Below are 25,135 nucleotides of genomic sequence, written 5' to 3'. Positions count from 1 at the left end.
GAGAGGGTTAGGGTGAGGGTTTTCTTTTACCTGTCCCAATAAGCCTCTTCGAGGCTGTCTTCTCTTTCAGGCAGACCGCGCGTTAAGCGCGGAGAATGCTGGTTCAGCACCTGATAGCTCACGCGGTTGGCATATTTACACACCTGCGCCAGCGAGGAATAGGTCAGCCAGCTGAACTTATGCTTGCTGGAGTTCGGCACGTTGGTTTTGTGGTAGGCGTTCGCGGTGATGTCGTGCAGCAGCGCGGCCAGCGCGCCATCGCCCGCACCGTTGGTGTTCATGATCTTCTCCGGCCCGCCCATGTATGGCGCGATATGAGAGTAGATACGCAGCGGATTCACGCAGTCTTTGTAGCGCATGCCGCGGCTGAACTCGTACTGGTTGAACTCGGCAATCGCACCGGGCAGCAGCGGGTGCTGGGTTTTGCGCTTGCTCTCTTCTTCCGTGAAGCCCGCCATGTACAGCCCAACCGGGCCGGCGGTGCAGAGCACCAGATCCACCCAGTCCAGCGCTTTGTCAGACGCCAGCAGCGGATCGCTTTCGCCGGTCAGCGCTTCGGCCTCTTCTTCGTTCATTGCCAGAATCGAGACGTGCTCTTTCAGGAAGGCCTGCCACCATTCCGGGTTATCGGCGATAACGAATTTTGTTCCCAGCGTCAGAACGACCGGCACGTTGTATTTCTTCGCGTACTCGATCGCCTTCATGGTCGCTTCCGGCATCGGCTCGCCCGGCTTACAGCGCACCAGGTAGGAAGTCAGCACCAGCGCCGAGGCGCCCGCAATCACCTCTTCCGGAATACTCTCGGCGCGCAGCTTGTTCATATGACCCGGGCTGATGGCAAAAGTACGCTCGCCGGAATCGCTAATCAGCGTAAAGCAGCGGCCAATAGGCCCGTCGACGCCCTGAAGGTAGTTCAGATCGGTACGGCTGGAGGTGTTGCAGAGATAGCGGTAGGCATAGCCACCGATTTCGATATTGCTGCACATCACGCCGAGCAGCACCGAGCGGTCGTCGGCCAGCACGGAGTAGTTATGCATGGTATTGCCGATGGTGCCACCGGCGAACTGATGGGTAATCAGGTTTTCGCGCACCAGCTCCTGGTACAGCGCTTCGGCAACGTCGTCCTCAATCACCAGCGAGTGACCGGCGCTCAGACCGTAACGGGCGACAAACGCATCATCCACTTTCGCTTCAATGTCCACCAGCGTCTGATCGATACCGACGACCCATGCCGCGCTGGTTTCGTTTTCTGGCTGGATTTGCTGCAGGAGCGGATCGCGGGCATTGACGGGGAAGTAGTGTTTGGATTTGCGTTTACCGGGAAATTTCATGGTCTGAACTGTACGAAGAATATGGGCCGGGAATGGTAGCACAAACCCGGCCCGGAGTGCGATCAGCGGCTGTTCGTTACCAGCGAGACCATCATGTCGATATGCTCAGGCGAGTCGTTAAGCGCCGGAATGTACTCGTACTTTTCGCCGCCAGCCTCAAGGAAAAATTCCCGGTTTTGCACCGCGATCTCCTCCAGCGTTTCCAGACAATCGGCCGAGAAGCCCGGCGACATCACCTGAATGTGCTTCACGCCCTTCTCGCCCAGCATTTTGAGGGTTTCATCAGTGTACGGCGTCAGCCACGGCTCGCGGCCAAAGCGCGACTGGAAGGTCATCATCACCTTCTCCGGCGGCAGGCCAAGGGCGGAAACCAGCTCGCGCGTGGTATCGCGGCAGCGCTGCGGATAATCATCCCCTTCATTGGCGAAACGCTGCGGGATCCCGTGATAGGAAAGGAGCAGCAGATCCGGCTCGCCGTGCTTTTCAAACGACGCGCGCGCGCTGTTGGCAAGCGCCTGGATGTAGAGATCGTTATCCGCGTAGTCGCGAATAAAGGTCACGCCCGGAATGCGGCGGCGGGTCGCCAGAATGCGGGCCAGCTCGTCCCAGACGGCGGCCACCGTCGAGCAGGAATACTGCGGGTAGAGCGCCAGCACGACGATATGGTCCACGCCCTGCGCCAGCAGTGATTCCACCGCGCTTTTCAGGGACGGTTTTCCGTAGCTCATGCCGAGCGCGACGGGCATATCCGGCAGGCGGGCGGCCAGCGCTTTTTCCTGGCGACGGCTGTAAACCATCAGCGGCGAGCCCTCTTCCATCCAGACGGACTGATAGAGTTTGGCGACGCGCGGAGAACGAATCGGCAGAATGACGCCACGCAGCAGCGGCCACCACAGCAGTCTCGGGAAATCCACGACGCGCGTGTCGCTTAAAAATTGTCGCAGGTAGCGTTTTACCGCGTCTGATGTAGGTGCTTCTGGAGTGCCCAGATTGGCAAGCAGGATGCCGGTTTTCGCCTGACTCATTCACGCCTCTTAACCATTTGATAGGTTGTCAATTGTAGCGGAAATGCGTTTAAACGAAACCCATTGCTGTAATAGGTAAGATGAGAATATTTCTCACCCGGGAGCCCGGGTGAGAGGCGCGCGATTAGCCGAGGATTTTTTCCAGCTCTGCACGTACGTCAGCCACGGCTTTGGTGCCGTCAACTTTCGCGTATTTGGTGTTACCCGCCTGCGCTTCTTTGGTGTAGTAGCCGATCAGCGGTGCGGTCATCTGATGGTATTCCACCAGGCGTTTACGCACGGTCTCTTCCTGATCGTCTTTACGGGTGGTCAGCTCTTCTCCGGTCACGTCGTCTTTGCCTTCAACCTTAGGTGGGTTGAATTTGATGTGGTAAACGCGGCCAGAAGCAGCGTGTACGCGACGGCCAACGATACGGTCAACGATCAGCTCGTCCGGCACGTCGAACTCCAGAACGTAGTCCACGTTGATGCCCGCTTCTTTCATGGCGTCAGCCTGAGGAATGGTGCGTGGGAAGCCGTCCAGCAGGAAACCGTTACGGCAGTCTTCCTGAGCAATGCGCTCTTTGACCAGAGCAATAACCAGCTCGTCGGTTACCAGCTTGCCTGCGTCCATGATGTCTTTCGCTTGTTTACCCAGCTCGGAGCCAGATTTTACAGCGGCGCGCAGCATGTCACCGGTGGAGATTTGCGGAATACCGTATTTCTCCATGATGAACTGAGCCTGAGTTCCTTTACCCGCGCCCGGAGCGCCAAGCAGAATAATACGCATTGCGAAAATCCCCTCAAAAGTCGTTTCAATTTTTCAAAAGCGCTAAACAATACCACCAGAACGGGCATCGCTCAAGGAAGGCGGGAAGGCTGAAACGGTTAACGGGGGGAGATTATTTGGGAGGGTGGGGTCTGGTGCCCTCACCCCGGCCCTCTCCCACGGGAGAGGGAGAAGACCAGGGGAGGCGTGGTCAATTACGCCAGCAGCAGCGCATTCACACGTTTAATGAACAGGTTAGGATCTTCCAGCGTGCCGCGCTCGGCCAGCAGGGACTGATCCAGCAGCAGCTCAACCCACTCGGCAAAGCGGGCGTCGTCCTGGGTATCCGCCGCGCGTTTCACCAGAGGATGATCCGGATTAAGCTCAAAGATATATTTCACTTCCGGCATCGCCTGGCCCGCCGCAGCGAACAGCTTCGCCATCTGGGTGCTCATTTCGTCCACATCGGTGGTGACAATCGCCGGGGTGTCGGTCAGACGGTGCGTGAAGCGCACCTCTTTCACGCGCTCGCCCAGCAGGGTTTTCACGCGCTCAACGAACGGCTCCAGCGCCTTCTCGGCTTCTTTCGCGCTTTCGTCCACTTCATCCGCCAGCTTGTCGATGGATTCGTCCGCTTTGGCTACGGACTGGAACGCCTTACCGTCGAACTCGGTCAGGTAGTTCATCATCCACTCGTCGATGCGGTCAGAAAGCAGCAGCACTTCGATGCCTTTCTTGCGCAGCAGCTCCAGGTGCGGGCTGCTCTTCGCCGCCGCGTAGCTGTCGGCGGTGATGTAGTAGATCTTCTCCTGCCCTTCTTTCATGCGGGAGACGTACTCTTCCAGCGACACGGTCTGCGCGGAGGAGTCGGTGTGCGTAGAGGCGAAGCGCAGCAGTTTGGCGATGGTTTCAACGTTCGCGGTGTCTTCTGCCGGGCCTTCTTTCAGCACCAGGCCGAACTGTTTCCAGAAGGTCTGATATTTTTCAGCATCGTCTTTCGCCAGTTTTTCCAGCATCTGCAGCGCACGTTTGGTCAGGGCGTTGCGCAGGTTACGGGTGACGGTGCTGTCCTGCAGAATTTCACGCGAGACGTTCAGCGGCAGATCGTTAGAATCTATCAGACCGCGCACGAAGCGCAGGTAGTTCGGCATGAACTGCTCGGCGTCGTCCATGATGAACACGCGCTGCACGTACAGCTTCAGGCCGTGCTTGTGATCGCGGTTCCACATGTCCCACGGCGCCTGTGCCGGGATGTACAGCAGGCTGGTGTACTCCTGCTTACCTTCCACGCGGTTGTGGCTCCAGGTCAGCGGGTCGGTAAAGTCGTGGGCGATGTGCTTGTAGAACTCGTTGTATTCGTCGTCTTTAATTTCAGACTTGTTGCGCGTCCACAGCGCCTGCGCCTTGTTGATCTTCTCCCAGGAAACCACGGTTTCGCCGTCTTTCTCTTCCTGTTTTTCAATCTCTACCGGCAGGGCGATGTGATCGGAATATTTGCTGATGATGGAGCGCACGCGCCAGTCGTTCAGGAAATCATCTTCCCCTTCGCGCAGGTGCAGGGTGATTTCGGTGCCGCGATCCGCCTTGGTGATGTCATCAACGGTGTATTCGCCTTCCCCTTTGGATTCCCACAGCACGCCGTTCTCGGCGCTGTCGCCTGCCGCACGGGTACGGACGGTAACTTTGTCGGCCACGATAAACGCCGAGTAGAAGCCCACGCCGAACTGGCCGATGAGCTGGCTGTCTTTCGCCTGGTCAGAGCCCATGGACTCGAGGAACGCTTTGGTGCCGGATTTGGCGATGGTGCCGAGGTGGTCGATCACCTCATCGCGGTTCATCCCGATGCCGTTATCGGCGATGGTCAGGGTGCGGTTCTCTTTATTGAACGAGACGCGCACGCGCAGCTCGCCGTCGCCTTCGTACAGGTCCGGTTGGACAGCGCGCGGAAGCGCAGCTTGTCCGCCGCGTCCGAGGCGTTGGAAATCAGCTCACGCAGGAAAATTTCTTTGTTGGAATACAGGGAATGGATCATCAGGTGCAGAAGCTGTTTTACTTCTGACTGGAAACCACGGGTTTCTTGTCCTTTCATCTAAGTCGACCTCAACAATGCCATTTAACGGGGTTTTAAAACGTTGAGTGAGAGATGGGGATAAGGGGGGAAATTTTCAAGCGGAGGCCGCGCGCGCAGCCTCCGTTTGGTCAGAAAACAATCTTGTGACGACCGGCCAGAGAGTGCGACAGCGTGGTGCCGTCGACCATTTCCAGCTCGCCGCCCACCGGCACGCCGTGGGCGATGCGGCTGGCGTCAACGCCGTACTGCGAGCACAGTTCGGCGATGTAGTTGGCGGTTGCCTCCCCTTCCACCGTTGGGTTGGTGGCGAGGATCACCTCTTTGATGGTTTCGGACTCAAGACGCTGTTCAAGGCGGTCAAGACCGATATCATCCGGGCCAATGCCGTCCAGCGGGGAGAGATGTCCCATCAGCACGAAGTAGCGGCCGGAAAACTGCCCGGTTTGTTCGATGGCGTAGATGTCCGCAGGACTCTCCACCACGCAAATCTGACCGTTTTCCTGACGACGCGGGTTCGTACAGATGTTACACACGTCCTGCTCGGTAAAGGTGCGGCAATCCGCACAGTGACCAATTTCTGACATGGCGCGGGTTAAAGCCTGCGCCAGGCGCATCCCGCCGCTGCGGTCGCGCTGCAATAGCGTAAACGCCATGCGCTGCGCCGACTTCGGGCCAACGCCCGGCAGGCAGCGCAGTGCTTCCATTAACTGCGTGAGCAGCGGACTGGTTTGCATCAGAATGGCATCTTGAAGCCAGGCGGCAGCTGCATACCGCTGGATACAGAGGCCATTTTCTCTTTCTGAGTTTCGTCGATACGGCGAGCGGCATCGTTAAACGCGGCTGCAACCAGATCTTCCAGCATCTCTTTGTCGTCTTCGAGCAGGCTCGGGTCGATTTCCACGCGACGGCAGTTGTGCGCACCGTTGATGGTCACTTTGACCAGACCGGCACCGGACTCACCCGTGACTTCCAGCTGAGCGATCTCTTCCTGCATCTTCTGCATTTTTTCCTGCATCTGCTGAGCCTGCTTCATCAGGCCACCCAGACCGCCTTTTCCACCAAACATAGGCTTCTCTCTTCTTTCACGTTTAAGGATTACAACCGTAAGTCAGACTCACGATCAAATGGGGCGAATACTCTCTTCATCCAGATCGGCGTCGAAGAACCGGCGCAGGGTCTGAATGTTGTTATCCGCAATAATCGCCTCGCGCGCCTGCGCGAGCTTTTCTTCATAAATGGCCTGGCGCCACTCGAGCGGCGTTCGCACTGCCGGATTATCATCTTCAATGATAGTCAATTCAACCGGCGCGCCCTGTAATGCGGTGAGCGCCTCGGCCAGCGCCTTTTGCGCGCCAGGGGAATTGAGGTGCCGCTGACCCGGACGCAGGTGCAAACGCACCTGATTGCCGTCCTGCTCTTTCCAGGCATTCAGCGCGACCTGCTCCACCAGCTTAGGCAGCTGAAGTTTGCTGACCTCGGCGGCCCAGGCGTCGCGCACTATGGACTCTTCGGCAAGCTTCGCGGAAAGCTCCGGCGTTTTCTCATGCTCCAGCGCCTTTTTCAGCGCTTTCGGCGTGGCGACCTCTTCCTTCACCTCTTCGGTGATGGTGGTTGCCTTCCAGCGGTAAGCCTCTTCTTTCACCGGGGCTTTCTGCTCGAGCGCGGACGGTGCAGGACGCGACTGTACGCGCTCCGTTACCGAGGCCAGTCGTTCAAGCGCGGCGTTGTTCACCGGCCGCGCTCTTCCTGGCGCTGCCGGTTCACTCTTTTTTGGTTTGGTTACTCCCTGCGCACGCTGCAGCTGGCTGCGTGCGGCAAGCACCGAACTGGTGGCATCCGACAGCGGCACGTTCTGCTGTGGCGGCGGTGTCGGCTGCGGTGGCACCTGCTGCGGCGACATCACCGCCGTAGGGGCGACCGGCGCGAAAGACTGCCGCGGCGCTTCCGGCTCCGGCAATGGCATGCGCGGGTGGAACGCCAGCGCGCGCAGCAGCGTCATTTCAACGCCCATTCTGGGGTCCGGCGCGAACGGTAACTCTTTGCGGCCAATCAGCAGCGTCTGGTAATACAGCTGCACGTCGGCAGGCGGCACGGTGCGGGCAAGTTCACGCATCCGCTGTTCGATAGCGGCCATATCCGCACCGATGGCGGACGGAGAAAGCTGCAGCATTGCCACGCGGTGCAGCAGGCTGAGCATCTCAACCAGCAGCCCTTCCCATTCAATACCCCGGGCAGCGGCGGCATTCACCTGCGACATCACGCGTTCGCCGTTGGCGGCAATCATCGCTTCGATAAGCGACAGCGCCTGATCGTCATCCAGCGTGCCGAGCATGGTGCTGACCGCCTCGGTGGAGAGCTTGCCGTCACCGCTGGCAATCGCCTGGTCGGTCAGGCTGAGCGCATCACGCAGGCTGCCGTCCGCCGCGCGGGCCAGCAGCTGCAGGGCGCGCGGCTCGTGAACGATCTTCTCTTCATCAAGAATGTGCTCAAGCTGAGCGCGGATCTGCTCAACGTCCAGCGCCTTCAGGTGGAACTGCAGGCAGCGCGACAGGATCGTGACCGGCAGCTTTTGCGGATCGGTGGTCGCCAGCAGGAACTTCACGTGCGCGGGCGGCTCTTCCAGCGTTTTCAGCAGGGCGTTAAAGCTATGGCGCGACAGCATGTGCACTTCATCGATCAGGTAGACCTTGAAGCGGCCGCGCGCCGGGGCGTACTGCACGTTATCGAGCAGATCGCGGGTATCTTCCACTTTGGTGCGCGAGGCGGCGTCGATCTCGATCAGATCGACAAAACGCCCCTGCTCGATCTCCCGGCAGTTATCACACACGCCGCACGGCGTGGCGGTGATCCCGGTTTCGCAGTTAAGACCTTTTGCCAGCAAGCGGGCAATAGAGGTCTTACCGACGCCGCGGGTGCCGGAGAAAAGATAGGCGTGATGGATGCGACCTAGCGACAAGCCGTTCGCCAGGGCCGTCAGCACATGTTCCTGACCGACAACGTCAGCAAAGGTTTGTGGTCGCCATTTACGGGCTAACACCTGATAACTCATGGGCAGGCTCTGCAACGCTGGAAGGTGAATTTATGGAGGGGAATGCTATCACAACCTCACCCATTGAGCGAGGTTGTGAAAACCGGGATTAATGACCCGGGAAAGGCACCAGGCTATAGCTGGTAATGCCCTGTTTTTCGAGGCGCTGTTCACCGCCGAGATCGAACAGGTTGATGATGAATGCCGCGTCGGTCACTTCACCACCCAGACGACGGATCAGCTTCACGGTCGCTTCAATGGTACCGCCGGTTGCCAGCAGATCGTCCACCACCAGCACTTTGTCGCCAGGTTTGATCGCATCCACGTGGATCTCCAGCTGATCGGTGCCGTACTCCAGCTCATAGCTCTCAGCAATGGTTTCACGCGGCAGTTTGCGCGGCTTACGCACCGGCACAAAACCCACGCCCATTGCCAGCGCAACCGGTGCGCCAAACAGGAAGCCACGGGCTTCGGTACCTACTACTTTGGTGATCCCGGCGTTTTTATAACGCTCGACCAGCAGTTCAATGCTGAGCGCGTACGCTTTCGGGTCTTCCAGCAAGCTGGTGACATCACGGAAAAGAATGCCAGGCTTTGGATAGTCCTGGATGCTTTTGATGCTGTTTTTCAGATATTCAAGCTGCTGTGCAGTTGCGGTCATCGGTTTTGCCTAAATGAAACAGTGTTACTCACAGCGCGCAACGAGTCGGCCAAGGCAACAATTGTTTAACCTTTGACCAGGCGCACCTGTGCTCGAAAACGGTCGAATTTACTGGCTGCGCGTGATAATTGCAACAGCCATGATGAGGCTTCAGTGCTTTTGTTGCTTTTCATCAACCACGGGGATCCGCCACATGAAGATAAGCAGGCAGGAGAGGATCGCCAGCAGCAGAATGCGTACCCACATCATTTTCACCAGCCATAATGAAATAGCGAAGGTGATGAGGATCACCGCGATCGCGCGCGGCTTCGCGCCGGGCGGCATGGCCCGGTGTTTTTGCCAGTGCCGCAGATAGCCGCCAAACCATGAACGATAGAGCAGCCAGTGGTGAAAACGCGGCGACGAGCGGGCGAAGCACCAGGCCGCCAGCAGGATAAACGGGGTGGTCGGCAGCAAGGGTAAAAACACACCCAGCGTGCCAAGCACTACCGCGAGCCAGCCAATGATGATTAAAATAGTACGCTTCATAATGCGAATCGTTATCAAACTGAACGGCTACTTTACCACTGGAGAGCGCCTTGAAAACAGCACTGCTTCTTGAGAGGCTGCAAAATCAGCTGATTGCTCTGCGGGAGCAGGCTACACCGCTAATGGGGCACGCCACGCTGAAACCGCGCTTTGACCGGCAGCTTTTTCGTACCCGCAGCACCGTCATTCAGGATTACCTGGCGGAAGCGCAGACGAACCTCGACGAGCTTCGCCATGCGGTTGAGAGTGAACAGCAGGAACAGGTGGCGTGGCTTGCGGAGCATCTCACTGAACAGATCACCGCTCTGCATCGCGAAATCGCCGCCTGGCCGCTGCGCGCCTGGGACAGCGCCTCGCCGGGGCTCGGTAAATGGCAGCGCAAGCGGCTGGAGAACCAGGAGTTTGAGCGCCGGCTGTTTGAGATGAAGCGCGAGCGCGAGACGCGGCTGAACAACAGCGAAACGCTGGAAGAGCAGCAGCTATTGATGCGCGAGATTAGCGCGCTGGAAGGACGCATCGTCCGCTGCCGTCAGGCGCGGGATGAGATTGAGCGCGTCATTGAACGTTTGACCCGTTAACAGGAGCCACACCCATGTCACTGGAAAATGCACCCGATGAGGTCAAGCTGGCCGTCGATTTGATTATGCTGCTGGAGAATCATGAGATCCCCGCCGAAACGGTGCTTAAGGCACTGGAGATTGTGCGGCGGGATTTTGAAGGTAAATTACCCTCACCCCGGCCCTCTCCCTGAGGGAGAGGGGGGAAATCGTTCCCTCGCCCCTGAGGGCAGAGGGAAAATAATAGATTACGCCGGAGTCGGATCGTCACCCTTGATGTCGCGCTTCAATTCCGTATGCTCATCACCCTTCTCGTTGCGCAGGTGAACCTCAAGCTGGTTGAAGGCGATATTAATATCGTTTTCACGGCACAGACGATCGATAGAGCGGTTAAGCTCATCCACCGTGTAGCTGCGGTCACGCAGCTCGCGCACGTATAAACGCAGCTCGTGATCCAGCGTGCTCGGCCCAAAGGTGGTGAAGAAGACCGCCGGAGCCGGATCGTGCATCACTTTCGGATGTTCTGACGCCGCCTTGAGCAGTACCTCTTTCACCTTCTCCAGATCCGATCCATAGGCTACGCCCAGGCGGATCACCACGCGCGTTACCGTATCCGAGAGCGACCAGTTGATCAGGCGCTCGGTCACGAACGCTTTGTTCGGGATGATCACCTCTTTGCGATCGAAGTCGGTGATGGTGGTGGCACGAATACGGATCTTGCTGACCGTACCGGAGAAGGTGCCGATGGTGACGGTATCGCCGATTCGTACCGGACGTTCGAACAGGATGATCAGGCCGGACACAAAGTTACCGAAGATCTCCTGCAGGCCAAAACCAAGACCGACCGAGAGAGCGGCCGCCAGCCACTGCAGTTTATCCCACGAGACGCCAAGCGAGCCAAAGACCGTCATCGCCCCAACAATAATGATCACGTAGTTGAGGATCGTGGTAATGGCGTAGGACGCCCCCTGGCGAAGATTCAGACGTGACAGGAGCAGCACTTCGAGCAGGCCTGGCAGGTTGCGAATCAGCGCCCAGGCCACCACCGACGACACCAGCGCAAACAGCAGGCTGCCCATGGTCACGCTTTTCATGACCGCCGCGCCCGCTTCGGTACCGTTGTATTGCCAGAGGGTAATACTGTCGAGATAGGCGAAAACGGTAATAAGATCGGACCAGATAGCCCAGAACATCACCGCAAACAGGGCGATCATCACCAGCATGGTGATGCGCAGCGTCTGCTGGTTAACCTGCTCCAGGGCGATGGTCGGCTCTTCCTGCGGTTCCGCGCCTTCGGCTCCTTCTTTCACCTGATGCTGACGACGCGCGATGGCACGGCGATAGGCGATGCGGCGGGCCGCCACGCTCAGGCCGCGCAGCACGGTCTGATAGAGCAGGTTCCAGACGATCACCAGATAGACCGTTTCAATCCAGCGCCCGGACAGGCGCAGCGTGGTGTAGAAGTAGCCCGTTGCCGTCAGCACCATCAGCGCCAGAGGAATGATCGCCAGCACCGTCACGGTGGCCAGGCGAATATTGTGGGACTCTTTATCACGCCAGCTGTCGCGGCACATCGGCCACATCAGGATCGCGATCAGCAGCAGGTTCAGCAGGATGACCAGCTGGCCCAGCACGTCATCCATCAGATGCAGCGGAGAAAGCTCAGAGACAACCGACCAGAAGTGGAGCGGAAGGAGCGCCAGGCTGATGCGCACAATCTGACGACGCCAGTGGCTGGTCAGCTGCGCAGGCATGTTGAAATGACGCACCGCCACGCCGTCTTTTTCCAGCACCTTCCAGCACACGCCAAACACCAGCCAGAACAGCGCCAGTTTTTTACTGAACGCCCACAGCAGGTCGCTGACGTTGAGCTGCATGGTGAGCAGAATCAGGCCCACGGCCAGAATAATCAGGCACACCGGCAGGGCGCGGATGAGATCGATGAGAATCGCTTTTGGCGTATGGAGCTGGCTATCGTTGCGCAGCTGCCCCACTTCGGAGGCCAGCTTCGCCTGATATTTTTTCAGCCAGCCCAGACGCCAGCGGATCAGGCCGGCAATCAGCAGCAGCGGTAATCCCGCCAGCAGGGCAATCGTCACCGCAGGCCAGGCTTTCTCCCAGTTTACGGTGATCTTCATGCTCTTAATCTGCGTTTTCAGCGTCTCCGGGAAGGATTTGACCCAGTCCCAGTCCATCGGCTTGTTGCTGTTCACCCAGAAAATCTGCTGGGTCAGGATCTCCTGCAGACTTTTCGAGACGCTCACCAGCTGCTGCTGGTTGATTTGCAGGTTAATGGCCATCATCAGCTGGTTGCCCAGCTGTTTGTTGAGCTGGTCCAGCAGCTCGCGACGCATATCCACGACCTGGAGCAGCGCGTCGTGCACTTCCGGGTTCACGTCGCTGGAATGCCCCTCTTCAATTTTGGCGACAAAGGTATCGCTCTGGAAAAGGGCATCGCGCTGCTGGTTGACGTCAAACTGTTCCAGACGTAAATCCGCAATGCGGTTGGTCATGTCCTCCAGCTCATCGGCGGACGGGAGCGTCTGCTGCTGCTGGTAGAGAATACGCGACAGCAGGAGGCTACCCTTCAGAACCGCAATCTGCTCTTTGATGTTGCGCTCAGCCTGCAGCGCGCGATCCAGCCAGTTCTTCACTTTGATATTTTGCTGAACCAGCGAGTTGCCGTTTTCCGTCGCCAGTATCAGGCGCTGGCTAAGCTGGTGGTTGGCCTCGAGCTCCTGTTTCACCAACGGATTCGCCTGAATTCGGGCGGTTTCGTCAGGCGATACGGCCTCCTGGGCGGTTTTTTCCGTCAGGGTCAGGCGTTTGCTGTTTACCGCCTCCTGCAACAGCTGAAGCTGGTGTTCCAGGCGATTAATATTCGCGGTGACGTAATCACGCTGTTTCTGAAGCGTGTCCTGCAGCACCGTATTCCCTTCAAGGCTTTTACGCTGCTGTTCGATTTGCGCATTGAGCAAGGTCTGCTGAACCAGCAGCAGGGTTTGCTGCGTCGGGCGCAGCGTGCCTTCGCCGACCGTCGTGCCGTTCAGACGGTTGCGGATCTGCTGCAGCTGCTGAGACGCGGCGTACATCGCGTTTTGCACGCGCTCGGGCTGGGTCTGCAGCGAGACAAGCTGGCTGTTATAGGTCGCGAGGTCGGACTGCGCGGTTTGCAGGTCGTCGAGCAGTTGCGCGACGCGAGACTCCAGCTGGCGTAAGGAGAGCGTCGAGAGCGTCTTGCGCGTCTCGTCGTCGTTATCCACATCGCTGAGGGCATTCAGCGCGTCGGTGGCCTTACGCATGTTTTCAGGCGCCTGCGCCACCTTCTGACGAAGCTGGACGGTTTCCGCTTTGATGCGTTCAATTTTATCCAGCGTTTCCAGCGTTTCCGTCAGGTCCTGCTGGACGAGTTTATCCTGAGGGGAGAGATCTTTTTGTTTGTTCAGCGTGTCGAGCTGCGACTGAACATCGCCGCGCGAGGGAATATCATTGCTGTTATCGGCGCGGGCCCAGGTCAGCGGCGCCGTGGCGAAGAAAAACAGCATCGCAAAGAGCAATGCAAAAACAGGATGTTGCGAGCGATTGATGGGCAGCATAGTTGTGAATGATGTCAGAAGATGACCGAAAATAGTCCGGCGTGAAGAATATCACGCTCGCTGAAAGCAGAATAGCGCGAACGTTATCCTCTGAGATAAATCCTGGAAAGGGATCAGGCCGTTAGCGAAGGCGCGTCGCTGCGCAGCGTGGGGCAGAGCTGTAGCATTTCCAGTAAAATCGCCACGTAGCTGCGGGCTTCCTCTTTGAGGTCAAAGGATTGCGGCGCGAAAAGCCAGTTTTCCATCAGACCGGAAATGTAGCTGCGCATCAGGATTGCCGCCCGTCGGGTCAAGAGATTGGCCGGTAATAGTTTTGCCTGCATACACAGGTTCAGGTTCTGTTCAATACGATCATAGCTCTCCAGGCTAAGGCTGCGTTGTGCCTGCTGCACCACCGCCATCTCGCCCACGAACTCGCATTTATGAAAAATAATCTCCATCATTAATCTGCGACGTTCTTCAACTACCGTTGCTTCAAGGATATATACTAAGGAAGGTGCGAATAAGCGGGGAAATTCTTCTCGGCTGACTCAGTCATTTCATTTCTTCATGTTTGAGCCGATTTTTTCTCCCGTAAATGCCTTGAATCAGCCTATTTAGACCGTTTCTTCGCCATTTAAGGTGTTATCCCCAGTTTTTAGTGAGATCTCTCCCACTGACGTATCATTTGGTCCGCCCGAAACAGGTTGGCCAGCGTGAATAACATCGCCAGTTGGTTATCGTTTTTCAGCAACCCCTTGTATCTGGCTTTCACGAAGCCGAACTGTCGCTTGATGATGCGAAATGGGTGCTCCACCTTGGCCCGGATGCTGGCTTTCATGTATTCGATGTTGATGGCCGTTTTGTTCTTGCGTGGATGCTGTTTCAAGGTTCTTACCTTGCCGGGGCGCTCGGCGATCAGCCAGTCCACATCCACCTCGGCCAGCTCCTCGCGCTGTGGCGCCCCTTGGTAGCCGGCATCGGCTGAGACAAATTGCTCCTCTCCATGCAGCAGATTACCCAGCTGATTGAGGTCATGCTCGTTGGCCGCGGTGGTGACTAGGCTGTGGGTCAGGCCACTCTTGGCATCGACACCAATGTGGGCCTTCATGCCAAAGTGCCACTGATTGCCTTTCTTGGTCTGATGCATCTCCGGATCGCGTTGCTGCTCTTTGTTCTTGGTCGAGCTGGGTGCCTCAATGATGGTGGCATCGACCAAGGTGCCTTGAGTCATCATGACGCCTGCTTCGGCCAGCCAGCGATTGATGGTCTTGAACAATTGGCGGGCCAGTTGATGCTGCTCCAGCAGGTTGCGGAAATTCATGATGGTGGTGCGGTCCGGCAAGGCGCTATCCAGGGATAACCGGGCAAACAGACGCATGGAGGCGATTTCGTACAGAGCATCTTCCATCGCGCCATCGCTCAGGTTGTACCAATGCTGCATGCAGTGAATGCGTAGCATGGTTTCCAGCGGATAAGGTCGCCGGCCATTACCAGCCTTGGGGTAAAACGGCTCGATGACTTCCACCATGTTTTGCCATGGCAGAATCTGCTCCATGCGGGACAAGAAAATCTCTTTTCTGGTCTGACGGCGCTTACTGCTGAATTCACTGTCGGCGAAGGTAAGTTGATGACTCATGATGAACCCTGTTCCATGGCTCCAGATGACAAACATGATCTCATATCAGGGACTTGTTCGCACCTTCCCTAATATTTCTCTCAATACTGAGAGTGGATCGTCAGGGAATTTTGCCCGATACTCACTCTCGAGATCGCTAATGCTGGACTCTGAAAGCTCCCAGATTTCACTGAACAGATCTGACTTATCTTTAAAATGCCAGTAAATCGCTCCTCGCGTCACACCGGCAGCCTGAGCAATCTGCGCCAGCGAGGTGGATGAAACACCCTGCTGCGAGAACAAACGTATTGCCACATCCAGAATGTGTTGTCGGGTTTCCAGCGCTTGTTGTTTAGTTTTTCGTGCCATAGGTGGGTGAATTTACAGGAGTCAGATTTACATACATTTGTGAATGTATGTACCATAGCATGACGATAATATAAACGCAGCAATGGGTTTTTAGACTCAGGACCCTTGATCAATTTGAAATCGGACACTCGAGGTTTACATATGAACAAAAACAGAGGGTTAACGCCTCTGGCGGTCGTTCTGATGCTCTCAGGCAGCTTAGCGCTAACAGGATGTGACGACAAACCAGCTCAACAAGGAGCTCAGCAGGCGCCAGAAGTAGGCGTCGTGACGCTCAAATCTGAACCTCTACAAATCACCACCGAATTACCAGGCCGTACCAATGCTTACCGCATTGCGGAAGTGCGTCCTCAGGTCAGCGGCATTATCCTGAAGCGTAACTTCACCGAAGGTGGTGATGTGAAAGCCGGCGAGTCTCTGTATCAGATTGATCCAGCAACCTATCAGGCCTCTTATGAAAGTGCGAAAGGCGACCTGGCAAAAGCACAAGCCGCGGCCAAAATTGCTCAGCTGACGTTGAACCGCTATCAAAAGCTGCTCGGCACTAAGTACATCAGCCAACAGGATTACGATACCGCTCTGGCCGATGCACAGCAGGCTAACGCGGCCGTGGTGGCAGCCAAAGCGGCCGTCGAAACCGCGCGCATTAACCTGGCCTATACCAAAGTGACCTCCCCTATCAGCGGTCGTATTGGTAAGTCTTCCGTCACGGAAGGGGCGCTGGTGCAGAACGGTCAGACCAATGCGCTGGCAACCGTGCAGCAGCTCGATCCGATCTACGTTGACGTAACGCAGTCCAGCAACGATTTCCTGCGCCTTAAACAGGAGCTGGCTAACGGCACCCTGAAACAGGAAAACGGTAAAGCCAAGGTGGAGCTGATTACCAACGACGGTATTAAGTTCCCGCAGGAAGGTACCCTGGAATTCTCTGACGTGACGGTCGACCAGACTACCGGTTCCATCACCTTACGTGCGATTTTCCCGAACCCTGACAAAAATCTGCTGCCAGGTATGTTCGTTCGCGCGCGTCTGGAAGAAGGAACGAATCCAACCGCACTTCTGGTTCCACAGCAGGGTGTGACCCGTACGCCTCGCGGCGATGCGAGCGCGCTGGTTGTTGGGGCTGATGACAAAGTCGAAACGCGCAATATCACCGCCACCCAGGCGATTGGCGATAAATGGCTGGTGACGGAAGGTCTGAAAGATGGCGATCGCGTGATTGTTACTGGTTTGCAAAAAGTTCGTCCTGGCGCGCAGGTTAAAGCACAGGAAGTGAAATCTGACGATAAACAACAAGCTTCGGCCGCTGGCCAGTCAGAACAAACCAAGTCTTAACTTAAACAGGAGCCGTTAAGACATGCCTAATTTCTTTATCGATCGCCCCATATTTGCGTGGGTGATCGCCATTATCATCATGCTGGCCGGGGGACTTGCGATCCTGAAGCTGCCTGTCGCGCAATATCCAACGATTGCGCCACCGGCGGTGACAATTTCCGCAACCTACCCGGGGGCTGATGCGAAAACGGTGCAGGACACCGTCACCCAGGTTATCGAACAGAACATGAACGGTATCGATAACCTGATGTACATGTCCTCAAACAGTGACTCCACCGGTACGGTGCAGATCACCCTGACCTTCCAGTCAGGTACGGATGCGGACATTGCGCAGGTTCAGGTGCAGAACAAACTGCAGCTGGCAATGCCTTTGCTGCCGCAGGAAGTACAACAGCAGGGTGTGAGCGTCGAGAAATCGTCCAGTAGCTTCCTGATGGTTGTCGGCGTTATCAACACCAACGGCACCATGACGCAGGAGGATATTTCCGACTACGTGGGCGCCAACATGAAGGACGCCATCAGCCGTACTTCCGGTGTGGGTGACGTGCAGCTGTTCGGTTCTCAGTACGCGATGCGTATCTGGATGGATCCGAACAAGCTGAACAACTTCCAGCTGACCCCGGTTGACGTGATCAGCGCAATTAAAGCGCAGAACGCCCAGGTAGCGGCCGGTCAGTTAGGCGGTACACCGCCGGTGAAAGGCCAGCAGCTTAACGCCTCGATCATCGCGCAGACCCGTCTGACCTCTGCCGATGAGTTCAGCAAAATTCTGCTGAAAGTGAATCAGGACGGTTCGCAGGTTCGCCTGCGCGACGTGGCGAAAGTTGAGCTGGGCGGTGAGAACTACGACATCATCGCGAAGTTTAACGGTAAACCGGCTTCCGGTCTGGGTATCAAACTGGCGACAGGCGCTAACGCCCTGGACACCGCCACGGCGATCCGCGCAGAGCTGAAGAAGATGGAACCGTTCTTCCCGTCAGGTCTGAAAATCGTTTACCCGTACGACACCACGCCGTTCGTCAAAATCTCGATTCATGAAGTGGTTAAGACGCTGGTTGAGGCGATCATCCTGGTCTTCCTGGTGATGTACCTGTTCCTGCAAAACTTCCGCGCGACGCTTATCCCAACGATTGCCGTGCCGGTGGTATTGCTCGGTACCTTTGCGATCCTGTCGATATTTGGCTACTCGATAAACACCCTGACGATGTTCGGGATGGTGCTCGCCATCGGCCTGCTGGTGGATGACGCCATCGTCGTGGTCGAGAACGTCGAGCGTGTGATGGCGGAGGAAGGTCTGCCGCCGAAGGAAGCGACCCGTAAATCAATGGGTCAAATCCAGGGCGCGCTGGTCGGTATCGCGATGGTGCTGTCTGCGGTATTTATCCCGATGGCCTTCTTCGGGGGCTCAACCGGTGCGATTTACCGTCAGTTCTCCATTACCATCGTTTCCGCGATGGCGCTGTCGGTGCTGGTAGCGTTGATCCTGACCCCTGCCCTGTGTGCCACCATGCTGAAGCCGATTCAGAAAGGCGGTCACGGCGAGCATAAAGGGTTCTTCGGCTGGTTTAACCGCATGTTCGATAAGAGCACGCACCACTACACCGACAGCGTGGGCAACATCCTGCGCAGCACCGGTCGTTACCTGCTGCTCTATATCATCATCGTGGTGGGCATGGCCTTCCTGTTCGTTCGTCTGCCAAGCTCGTTCCTGCCAGATGAAGACCAGGGCGTGTTCCTGACGATGGCACAGCTTCCGGCAGGTGCCTCGCAAGAGCGTACCCAGAAAGTGCTGGATGAAGTGACCGACTACTATCTCACCAAAGAGAAAGACAACGTTGAGTCCGTGTTTGCGGTTAACGGCTTTGGCTTTGCGGGTCGTGGTCAGAACACCGGTATTGCCTTCGTTTCTCTGAAAGACTGGTCTGAACGTCCGGGCGAAAAGAACAAGGTTGAAGCCATCACCGGCCGTGCAATGGGCACCTTCTCGCAGATTAAAGATGCGATGGTCTTCGCCTTTAACCTGCCAGCGATTGTTGAACTGGGTACCGCAACCGGCTTCGACTTCCAGCTGATTGACCAGGGCGGTCTGGGTCACGAAAAACTGACGCAGGCGCGTAACCAGCTGTTTGGTGAAGTCGCTAAACACCCTGACCTGCTGGTTGGCGTGCGTCCAAACGGCCTGGAAGATACGCCGCAGTACAAGATCGATATCGACCAGGAGAAAGCTCAGGCGCTGGGCGTATCCATCAGTGACATCAACACCACGCTGGGCGCTGCCTGGGGCGGTAGCTACGTTAACGACTTCATCGACCGCGGTCGTGTGAAGAAAGTCTACGTGATGTCCGAGGCGCAGTACCGTATGTTGCCGAACGATATCAACAGCTGGTTCGTGCGCGGCAGCAATGGTCAGATGGTTCCGTTCTCGGCGTTCTCAACCTCACGCTGGGAATACGGTTCACCGCGTCTGGAACGCTATAACGGTCTGCCATCGATGGAGATCCTGGGTCAGGCTGCTCCGGGCCGAAGCACCGGTGAAGCCATGAACCTGATGGAAGAACTGGCAAGCAAACTGCCTGCGGGTATCGGCTACGACTGGACCGGTATGTCCTATCAGGAACGTCTGTCCGGTAACCAGGCCCCTGCTCTGTACGCCATTTCACTGATTGTGGTCTTCCTGTGTCTGGCGGCACTGTACGAGAGCTGGTCGATTCCGTTCTCCGTTATGCTGGTGGTTCCACTCGGGGTTATCGGTGCGCTGCTTGCGGCAACGTTCCGTGGACTGACCAACGACGTTTACTTCCAGGTAGGCCTGCTGACAACCATTGGCTTGTCGGCGAAGAACGCGATACTTATCGTTGAATTCGCCAAAGATCTGATGGAGAAAGAAGGCAAAGGCCTTATTGAGGCGACGCTTGAAGCGGTTCGTATGCGTCTGCGCCCAATCCTGATGACGTCGCTGGCATTTATCCTCGGCGTACTGCCGCTGGTTATCAGCTCCGGTGCAGGCTCCGGCGCGCAGAACGCAGTAGGTACAGGCGTGATGGGCGGTATGGTTACCGCGACCGTACTGGCTATCTTCTTCGTACCGGTGTTCTTCGTGGTGGTTCGCCGCCGCTTTAGCCGAAAGAATGAAGATGTTGAACACAGTCATTCGGTAGAACCTCACTGATACCGGTTTCACATGATAAAAAGGCCGCATTAGCGGCCTTTTTCATTTTCAGAAAAAATCATAAATTACGCTTATTGTGGTTCTATTTATTTTCTGCCATCTTAAATAGACATATCATAATTAACTGATAACTTAATCGGTGAATTCAGGATTTTTTTAATTTCATTTCCCCGCTTAAGGTATTAGGAATATTCCTAATAAGAAGTTCTTACAAAGATAAGTCTGAATCTGAACTTTTCTCATCATTTTTGCTAAGCCGATGAAACGTAAGGAAGCGATAAAACCCCATCGTTAATTTGGATAAAAACGTTGAGTCCAGGATGACCATTTGCTTGCACGCTCCCAGCCTGCGGTTTTATTTGTAATTTTTCGTAATAGCGCGGTGAAATCCAGGAAGGAGTGGCTTATAGTTAGGTTATCAGGAACACAGCACTCATGTAGCTAAGTCAGTTGTATCCATCCCGACAATGATGTTCGGTGAGTAAGAAATCACTCAGAAGGGGATGCGCTATGGACGAGTACTCGCCAAAAAGGCATGATATCGCGCAGTTGAAATTTCTCTGCGAATCCTTGTACCATGACTGCCTTGCCAATCTTGATGAAAGTAACCATGGCTGGGTAAACGACCCAACGTCTGCCATCAATTTACAGTTGAATGAGCTGATAGAGCATATCGCAACCTTCGCACTTAATTATAAAATTAAGTACAATGAAGATAATAAGCTCATTGAGCAAATTGATGAATACCTGGACGACACCTTTATGTTGTTCAGCAGTTACGGCATTAACGCTCAGGATTTGCAAAAATGGCGTAAATCGGGAAATCGGCTATTCCGCTGTTTCGTCAACGTGAGCAGAGCTAACCCGGTGAGTCTTTCCTGTTAAAATTATTACAATTACTAAGGTGAATTTATGTCTGATAAACCACTCACAAAAATCGATTATTTGATGCGCTTACGACGTTGTCAGTCAATTGACACGCTTGAGCGCGTCATTGAAAAGAATAAATATGAGCTTTCTGATAATGAACTGGCGGTATTTTATTCAGCCGCTGACCATCGTCTTGCTGAACTGACAATGAATAAACTGTATGACAAAATCCCTACTTCTGTGTGGAAATTTGTCCGTTAATCTTTGAAGGGTGTCTGTAGAGTTCTACGCCTCGTTCTGAGTATTTACCTATCCCGTTATGCTCCCTGTGCGTAAGCCAGGTCTCCGTGTAAAACGTGTTCATCAGCAGCAATGTTGTGACGCCAGTCACATCGGCTTTTCGGGAACGTTCCCCTTCTGGCCTGTTCCGATTACCCTTCGGTAATCACATCCAGAGAGGTTTCCAATGAGCTTAGAAAAACAGAAAATGATTGCCGGTGAACATTACCGCCCCGGCGATGAGACGTTACGGGCTGACCGACTGCGGGCCCGCCATCTGGTTTACCGCTATAACCACACCGCGCCTGATGAAAAAACAGAACGACAGAACATTCTGGCTGAACTTCTTGGACAAAGCGCAGGCGCTTATATAGAGCCGAGCTTCCGCTGCGACTATGGATATAACATTTATCTGGGCAAAAACTTTTACGCTAACTTCGACTGCGTGATGCTGGATGTCTGCCCTGTCCATATTGGCGATAACTGCATGCTCGCGCCGGGTGTTCATATTTATACGGCTACCCATCCCCTGGATGCGGAGGAACGAAACAGCGGCGTGGAGTTTGGAAAACCCGTCAATATTGGCAATAACGTCTGGATTGGTGGCCGGGCGGTCATTAACCCCGGCGTCACCATTGGTGATAATGTGGTGGTGGCCTCCGGCGCCGTCGTGACGAAAGACGTCCCGGCTAACGTCGTCGTTGGCGGCAACCCGGCAAAAATCATCAAAACGCTGTGAGGTTACGGGGAGCCAACTGTTATGGTCTTTTAGGGCCAGACTGTTACTTTTTTCAGCCTGATGGCTCCCCTAAAATTGGCAGACACCCTGTATTGTCAACTCTCATGAAGGCAAATAATGACCGAGATACAGCGCCTGCTTACCGCCACCATCGACGATCTCAACCTCCGCGAAAAGCGCGACAATCGCCCGCGCTTTAGCATTAGCTTTATTCGCAAACATCCTGGACTGTTTGTCGCCATGTATGCCGCCTGGCTGGCGACGCTTGTTGTGATGCTGACATCCGAAACGCTGGTGGACTCCGTCTGGCTGCTGGTTGTACTGTTTGTCGTCTTTAACGCCTTTTTCTTTTTCGACGTGAATCCGCGCTACCGTTACGAAGATATCGACGTGCTCGATTTCCGGGTCTGCTACAACGGCGAATGGTACAACACGCGTTACGTGCCAGAAGAGCTGATCGAAAACATTATGCACTCTCCGGCGGTTGAAGCCGGGCAAAAAGAGAAGCTGCAGAAAATGGTCTCCACCAAAGGTCAGCTCTCTTTCTATGATGTCTTTACCCTTTCCCGCCCTGCTGCTGCGTAATTAACGTCTGCAGACGTCGGATCCCCGGCGCAAACTGAGAAGCAGAGGTATTGCCGTAACCTAAAACCAGACCGGTTTGCCCCTGCTTCGCCTCCAGGTAGTACCCGCTCAGCGCAGCGGGTGCCAGCTGAAACGCCCTCGCCTGCTCCACCAGCCTCTGGTCGTCAATACCGTCTATCGCCAGCGCCAGATGCATTCCCCCTTCGCCTGCCAGAATGCGGTGCGGAGAATGCAGCTCTGCGCCCAGCACCTCCCGCAGCTGGCGGTAGCGCTTACGGTAGAGCCGACGCATGGCGGCAAGATGACGGGCGTAATGACCTTCTTCAATAAACAGCGCCAGGGTACGCTGCTCCGCACGATGCCCTCCGCGCAACAGCGAGCCGATGGCCGGGCGAGCCGCTTTCGCCAGAGCTGGCGGTAACACCATGAACCCCATTCTGAGCGATGGAAACAGCGTTTTACTGAACGTCCCCAGATACACAACAGGGGCATTGTTGACCATTCCCAGCATCGCCGGTACGGGCTCACCGGCATAGCGGAACTCGCTGTCGTAATCGTCTTCAATGATCCACGCGTTGTGCTGCCGGGCCAGCTCCAGCAGCGCCAGCCGCCGCCGCGCGCTGAGCACGCTCCCGTAAGGGAACTGATGCGAAGGTGAGGTAAAAATCAGTGAAGGAGCGGGCGCATCCAGCCCTTCCCAGCACATTCCCTCGTCATCTACCGGTATTCCCGTCATTGCCAGGCCGGTTTTAACAAACGCACTCTTTGCCCCGCTATAGCCGGGGTTTTCTACCCAGACGACATCGCCAGGCTCGCTTAACAGCATCGTGCAGAGATTGACGCCCTCAAGCGCTCCTTCGGTTATCACTATCTGGCTGGCGTCGCAGTCGATACCGCGGGACAGGGCGAGATGCCGGGCAATCGCGGCCCGCAGCGACGGCTCGCCGGCCGGGTCGCCATAGCCTAACAGGGCACTCCCCTCCTCGCGCAGGACGCGATCGTACAATCGCCGCCACAGCGGCAAGGGGAAATAGTTAATGGCAGGCGTTCCCGGCGTAAACGCCATCACCGGGGTGTCGCGCTGCACAGGCGCGGGCAGCAGGGCGACCCGTTTTGTCAGCCTGACGTCAGGATCCGGCAATGCCCGGGTAATCGTACGATGAGCGAATTGCCCCACCCGCGTACCCTGACGGTTACGCAGCAAATAGCCTTCGAGCGTGAGCTGGTCCAGCGCCGCATTGACGGTGTTTCGGGAAACCGAGATCTGCTGCGCCAGCGTTCGCGAACCGGGCAGCTGGCTGCCGGACCGAAGCCTTCCGCCCAGAATGGCCTCCCGCAAAGCGAGATAGAGCGCGCGCTGGAGCGTCTCTTGCCCACGCTTTTTCAGCGCAGCATGGAGCAAAGCGTAAAGCTCATCACCCGGTATATTCATCTTCCCTCCTTGTGGTACCAGAAAAACATAGCTTGGTGGTTCTTTTTAAGGAACCAGCAATTCACTAATCTGGAGATCTTTTCAACGTCACGGAAATAAAGATGAATACATTCAATGCGTTTGGGCAGCCCGTAGGTGAAGCCCTTATCGACTGGCAGCCTCGTCAGCACCCGTCCCGAGTGGTCCTTCAGGGTCACTATTGTCGGCTTGAGCCGCTGCGCGTGGAGCATGCCCATGCGTTGTTCTCCGCCTATTCCCTGGCCGAAGATACCCGCAGCTGGACGTGGCTGCTGCGTGAACCCGATGCCACCGCAGAGGAGTTTGCCGACTGGGTGGCGAGCGTGAGTGAGTTATCCGATCCCATCCACTTTACCGTTATGGATAACCGGACCCAGTCCCCCGTCGGGACGCTGTCCCTGATGCGGATCGATCCTAAAAACGGCGTCGTGGAAGTGGGGCACGTTCACTTCTCTCCTCTGTTAAGCCGCACGCCAGGGTCGACAGAAGCGCAGTATCTGCTGATGCGGTACGTGTTCGATACCCTGGGGTACCGGCGTTATGAATGGAAGTGCAATAGCCTGAACGAGCCTTCCCGCAAAGCGGCGCTGCGTCTGGGCTTTCAGTTTGAGGGGCACTTTCGTCAGGCGCTGGTCATAAAAGGCCGTAACCGGGATACCGACTGGTTTTCGATTCTCGATAAAGAGTGGCCGGCGCTGGCTAACGCCTTTGAAAGCTGGCTTGCCACCGACAATTTTACTGCCGATGGCAAACAGAAAAGATCCCTGGAAAGCTGGCGAGAAACGCGCGTTTAGCGTCTTTTTTTACGTCCCTGAACCGCCTTAAAGCGCGGATTAGATTTGCAAATCACGTATAAGCGTCCCTTGCGTTTGACTATCTGGCAATCCGGGTGGCGCTGCTTTGCACTGCGTAATGAGTTAAGTACCTGCATGGTTAGCCCCGCTTCGCATTGAGAAAACCGCCAAAACGCTTGCGGAAGCGTGCTGCGCTGCCGTCCGTAGAGAACGTTTTTTGCTTACCGGTATAAAACGGGTGCGATTTTGAAGAAACCTCGATGGTGATGTAAGGATATGTCTCACCGTCGAGTTCAATTTCGCGGTCGGTTTTAATGGTTGAGCCGACTTTAAAGTATTCATTAGCGCTGGTGTCGTGGAATACCACGGTACGATAGGCTGGGTGGATATCGGGTTTCATCGT

The 25,135-nt window shown here is 55.9% G+C and carries 21 protein-coding genes, 4 pseudogenes and 1 other annotated feature; of the genes and pseudogenes, 9 read left to right on the top strand and 16 right to left on the bottom strand.

The window, feature by feature from the left end; translation table 11 throughout:
* Positions 1–26 precede the first annotated feature (26 nt).
* From ACJ69_RS00805 to ACJ69_RS00765, 9 genes and pseudogenes are all read right to left on the bottom strand, one after another.
* Entirely contained in the window at positions 27–1,331 is a 1,305-nt protein-coding gene (locus ACJ69_RS00805; RefSeq protein WP_059346268.1) for an inosine/guanosine kinase, read from the bottom strand.
* Between the two features lie 62 nt (positions 1,332–1,393).
* On the bottom strand, positions 1,394–2,356 hold the full coding sequence (gene hemH / locus ACJ69_RS00800) for a ferrochelatase (protein WP_029741031.1): 963 nt from the start codon (positions 2,354–2,356) through the stop codon (positions 1,394–1,396).
* Between the two features lie 124 nt (positions 2,357–2,480).
* A complete protein-coding gene (gene adk / locus ACJ69_RS00795; RefSeq protein WP_006809841.1) occupies positions 2,481–3,125 on the bottom strand; it encodes an adenylate kinase in 645 nt (214 codons plus the stop codon).
* A 194-nt stretch (positions 3,126–3,319) separates the two neighbouring features.
* Positions 3,320–5,193, bottom strand: a pseudogene (htpG, locus tag ACJ69_RS00790) (molecular chaperone HtpG).
* Positions 5,194–5,303: 110 nt separating this feature from the next.
* Complete coding sequence (recR, locus tag ACJ69_RS00785) at positions 5,304–5,909, bottom strand: recombination mediator RecR (protein WP_059346267.1); 606 nt, start codon at positions 5,907–5,909, stop codon at positions 5,304–5,306.
* Positions 5,909–6,241, bottom strand: coding sequence for a YbaB/EbfC family nucleoid-associated protein (locus ACJ69_RS00780; RefSeq protein WP_003858972.1), 333 nt, complete (start codon positions 6,239–6,241; stop codon positions 5,909–5,911). The genes recR and ACJ69_RS00780 overlap by 1 nt, the downstream gene beginning before the upstream one ends.
* A 54-nt stretch (positions 6,242–6,295) precedes the next feature.
* Positions 6,296–8,224, bottom strand: coding sequence for a DNA polymerase III subunit gamma/tau (gene dnaX / locus ACJ69_RS00775; RefSeq protein WP_059346266.1), 1,929 nt, complete (start codon positions 8,222–8,224; stop codon positions 6,296–6,298).
* Positions 6,902–6,966: a sequence feature (DnaX frameshifting element), on the bottom strand. (Overlaps the previous gene by 65 nt.)
* 88 nt (positions 8,225–8,312) lie before the next feature.
* The gene (apt, locus tag ACJ69_RS00770; RefSeq protein ID WP_000127359.1) at positions 8,313–8,864 is read right to left on the bottom strand and encodes an adenine phosphoribosyltransferase; all 552 of its coding nucleotides are present in this window, start codon (positions 8,862–8,864) and stop codon (positions 8,313–8,315) included.
* Positions 8,865–9,014: 150 nt separating this feature from the next.
* Positions 9,015–9,392, bottom strand: coding sequence for a DUF454 family protein (locus ACJ69_RS00765; protein WP_029741960.1), 378 nt, complete (start codon positions 9,390–9,392; stop codon positions 9,015–9,017).
* Between the two features lie 50 nt (positions 9,393–9,442).
* Between ACJ69_RS00765 and priC the strand changes: the two genes are divergently transcribed.
* Positions 9,443–9,970 (top strand): primosomal replication protein N'', encoded by a 528-nt coding sequence (gene priC, locus ACJ69_RS00760; RefSeq protein ID WP_033144793.1) that lies wholly within the window; start codon positions 9,443–9,445, stop codon positions 9,968–9,970.
* A 14-nt stretch (positions 9,971–9,984) separates the two neighbouring features.
* Positions 9,985–10,153, top strand: a pseudogene (gene rsmS, locus ACJ69_RS00755) (pleiotropic regulatory protein RsmS); the annotation flags it as partial.
* A gap of 44 nt (positions 10,154–10,197) precedes the next feature.
* On the opposite strand, the gene mscK reads toward rsmS, so the two are convergent.
* From mscK to ACJ69_RS00735, 4 genes and pseudogenes are all read right to left on the bottom strand, one after another.
* Entirely contained in the window at positions 10,198–13,545 is a 3,348-nt protein-coding gene (gene mscK, locus ACJ69_RS00750) for a mechanosensitive channel MscK (protein ID WP_059346265.1), read from the bottom strand.
* A 113-nt stretch (positions 13,546–13,658) separates the two neighbouring features.
* Positions 13,659–14,036: pseudogene (locus tag ACJ69_RS00745) on the bottom strand (multidrug efflux transporter transcriptional repressor AcrR); the annotation flags it as partial.
* A gap of 146 nt (positions 14,037–14,182) precedes the next feature.
* On the bottom strand, positions 14,183–15,163 hold the full coding sequence (locus ACJ69_RS00740) for an IS5-like element IS5 family transposase (protein ID WP_059346264.1): 981 nt from the start codon (positions 15,161–15,163) through the stop codon (positions 14,183–14,185).
* Between the two features lie 69 nt (positions 15,164–15,232).
* Positions 15,233–15,511: pseudogene (locus tag ACJ69_RS00735) on the bottom strand (TetR family transcriptional regulator); the annotation flags it as partial.
* Between the two features lie 141 nt (positions 15,512–15,652).
* Between ACJ69_RS00735 and acrA the strand changes: the two are divergent.
* The 6 genes from acrA to ACJ69_RS00705 all read left to right on the top strand — a co-directional run bounded on the left by acrA (position 15,653) and on the right by ACJ69_RS00705 (position 22,488).
* The gene (acrA, locus tag ACJ69_RS00730) at positions 15,653–16,846 is read left to right on the top strand and encodes a multidrug efflux RND transporter periplasmic adaptor subunit AcrA (RefSeq protein ID WP_029741963.1); all 1,194 of its coding nucleotides are present in this window, start codon (positions 15,653–15,655) and stop codon (positions 16,844–16,846) included.
* Positions 16,847–16,868: 22 nt separating this feature from the next.
* Positions 16,869–20,015 carry a multidrug efflux RND transporter permease subunit AcrB gene (acrB, locus tag ACJ69_RS00725; protein ID WP_029741964.1) on the top strand — a complete coding sequence of 1,049 codons (3,147 nt, stop codon included), beginning with the start codon at positions 16,869–16,871 and terminating at the stop codon, positions 20,013–20,015.
* Positions 20,016–20,525: 510 nt separating this feature from the next.
* Complete coding sequence (gene tomB, locus ACJ69_RS00720; RefSeq protein ID WP_008499288.1) at positions 20,526–20,900, top strand: Hha toxicity modulator TomB; 375 nt, start codon at positions 20,526–20,528, stop codon at positions 20,898–20,900.
* Positions 20,901–20,927: 27 nt separating this feature from the next.
* The gene (locus tag ACJ69_RS00715; RefSeq protein ID WP_008499287.1) at positions 20,928–21,146 is read left to right on the top strand and encodes an HHA domain-containing protein; all 219 of its coding nucleotides are present in this window, start codon (positions 20,928–20,930) and stop codon (positions 21,144–21,146) included.
* Positions 21,147–21,351: 205 nt separating this feature from the next.
* Entirely contained in the window at positions 21,352–21,903 is a 552-nt protein-coding gene (maa, locus tag ACJ69_RS00710; protein ID WP_023310599.1) for a maltose O-acetyltransferase, read from the top strand.
* Between the two features lie 117 nt (positions 21,904–22,020).
* Complete coding sequence (locus ACJ69_RS00705; protein ID WP_029741965.1) at positions 22,021–22,488, top strand: YlaC family protein; 468 nt, start codon at positions 22,021–22,023, stop codon at positions 22,486–22,488.
* Here ACJ69_RS00705 and pdxR read toward each other — a convergent pair.
* A complete protein-coding gene (pdxR, locus tag ACJ69_RS00700) occupies positions 22,460–23,920 on the bottom strand; it encodes a MocR-like pyridoxine biosynthesis transcription factor PdxR (RefSeq protein WP_059346263.1) in 1,461 nt (486 codons plus the stop codon). The genes ACJ69_RS00705 and pdxR overlap by 29 nt on opposite strands.
* Before the next feature lie 101 nt (positions 23,921–24,021).
* On the opposite strand from pdxR, the gene ACJ69_RS00695 reads away from it, so the two are divergent.
* Entirely contained in the window at positions 24,022–24,732 is a 711-nt protein-coding gene (locus ACJ69_RS00695; RefSeq protein WP_059346262.1) for a GNAT family N-acetyltransferase, read from the top strand.
* On the opposite strand, the gene ykgO is transcribed toward ACJ69_RS00695, so the two are convergent.
* Together ykgO and ACJ69_RS00685 are read right to left on the bottom strand one after the other, a co-directional pair.
* A complete protein-coding gene (gene ykgO / locus ACJ69_RS00690; protein ID WP_003859006.1) occupies positions 24,729–24,869 on the bottom strand; it encodes a type B 50S ribosomal protein L36 in 141 nt (46 codons plus the stop codon). The two genes, ACJ69_RS00695 and ykgO, sit on opposite strands and share 4 nt — an antisense overlap.
* A gap of 2 nt (positions 24,870–24,871) precedes the next feature.
* On the bottom strand, positions 24,872–25,132 hold the full coding sequence (locus tag ACJ69_RS00685; protein WP_010428154.1) for a type B 50S ribosomal protein L31: 261 nt from the start codon (positions 25,130–25,132) through the stop codon (positions 24,872–24,874).
* Positions 25,133–25,135: the final 3 nt, after the last annotated feature.

Origin of the sequence: Enterobacter asburiae (assembly GCF_001521715.1) — a bacterium.
In the GTDB taxonomy this organism is placed as follows: domain Bacteria; phylum Pseudomonadota; class Gammaproteobacteria; order Enterobacterales; family Enterobacteriaceae; genus Enterobacter; species Enterobacter asburiae.
This window is presented reverse-complemented; position numbering and strand designations above follow the sequence as displayed.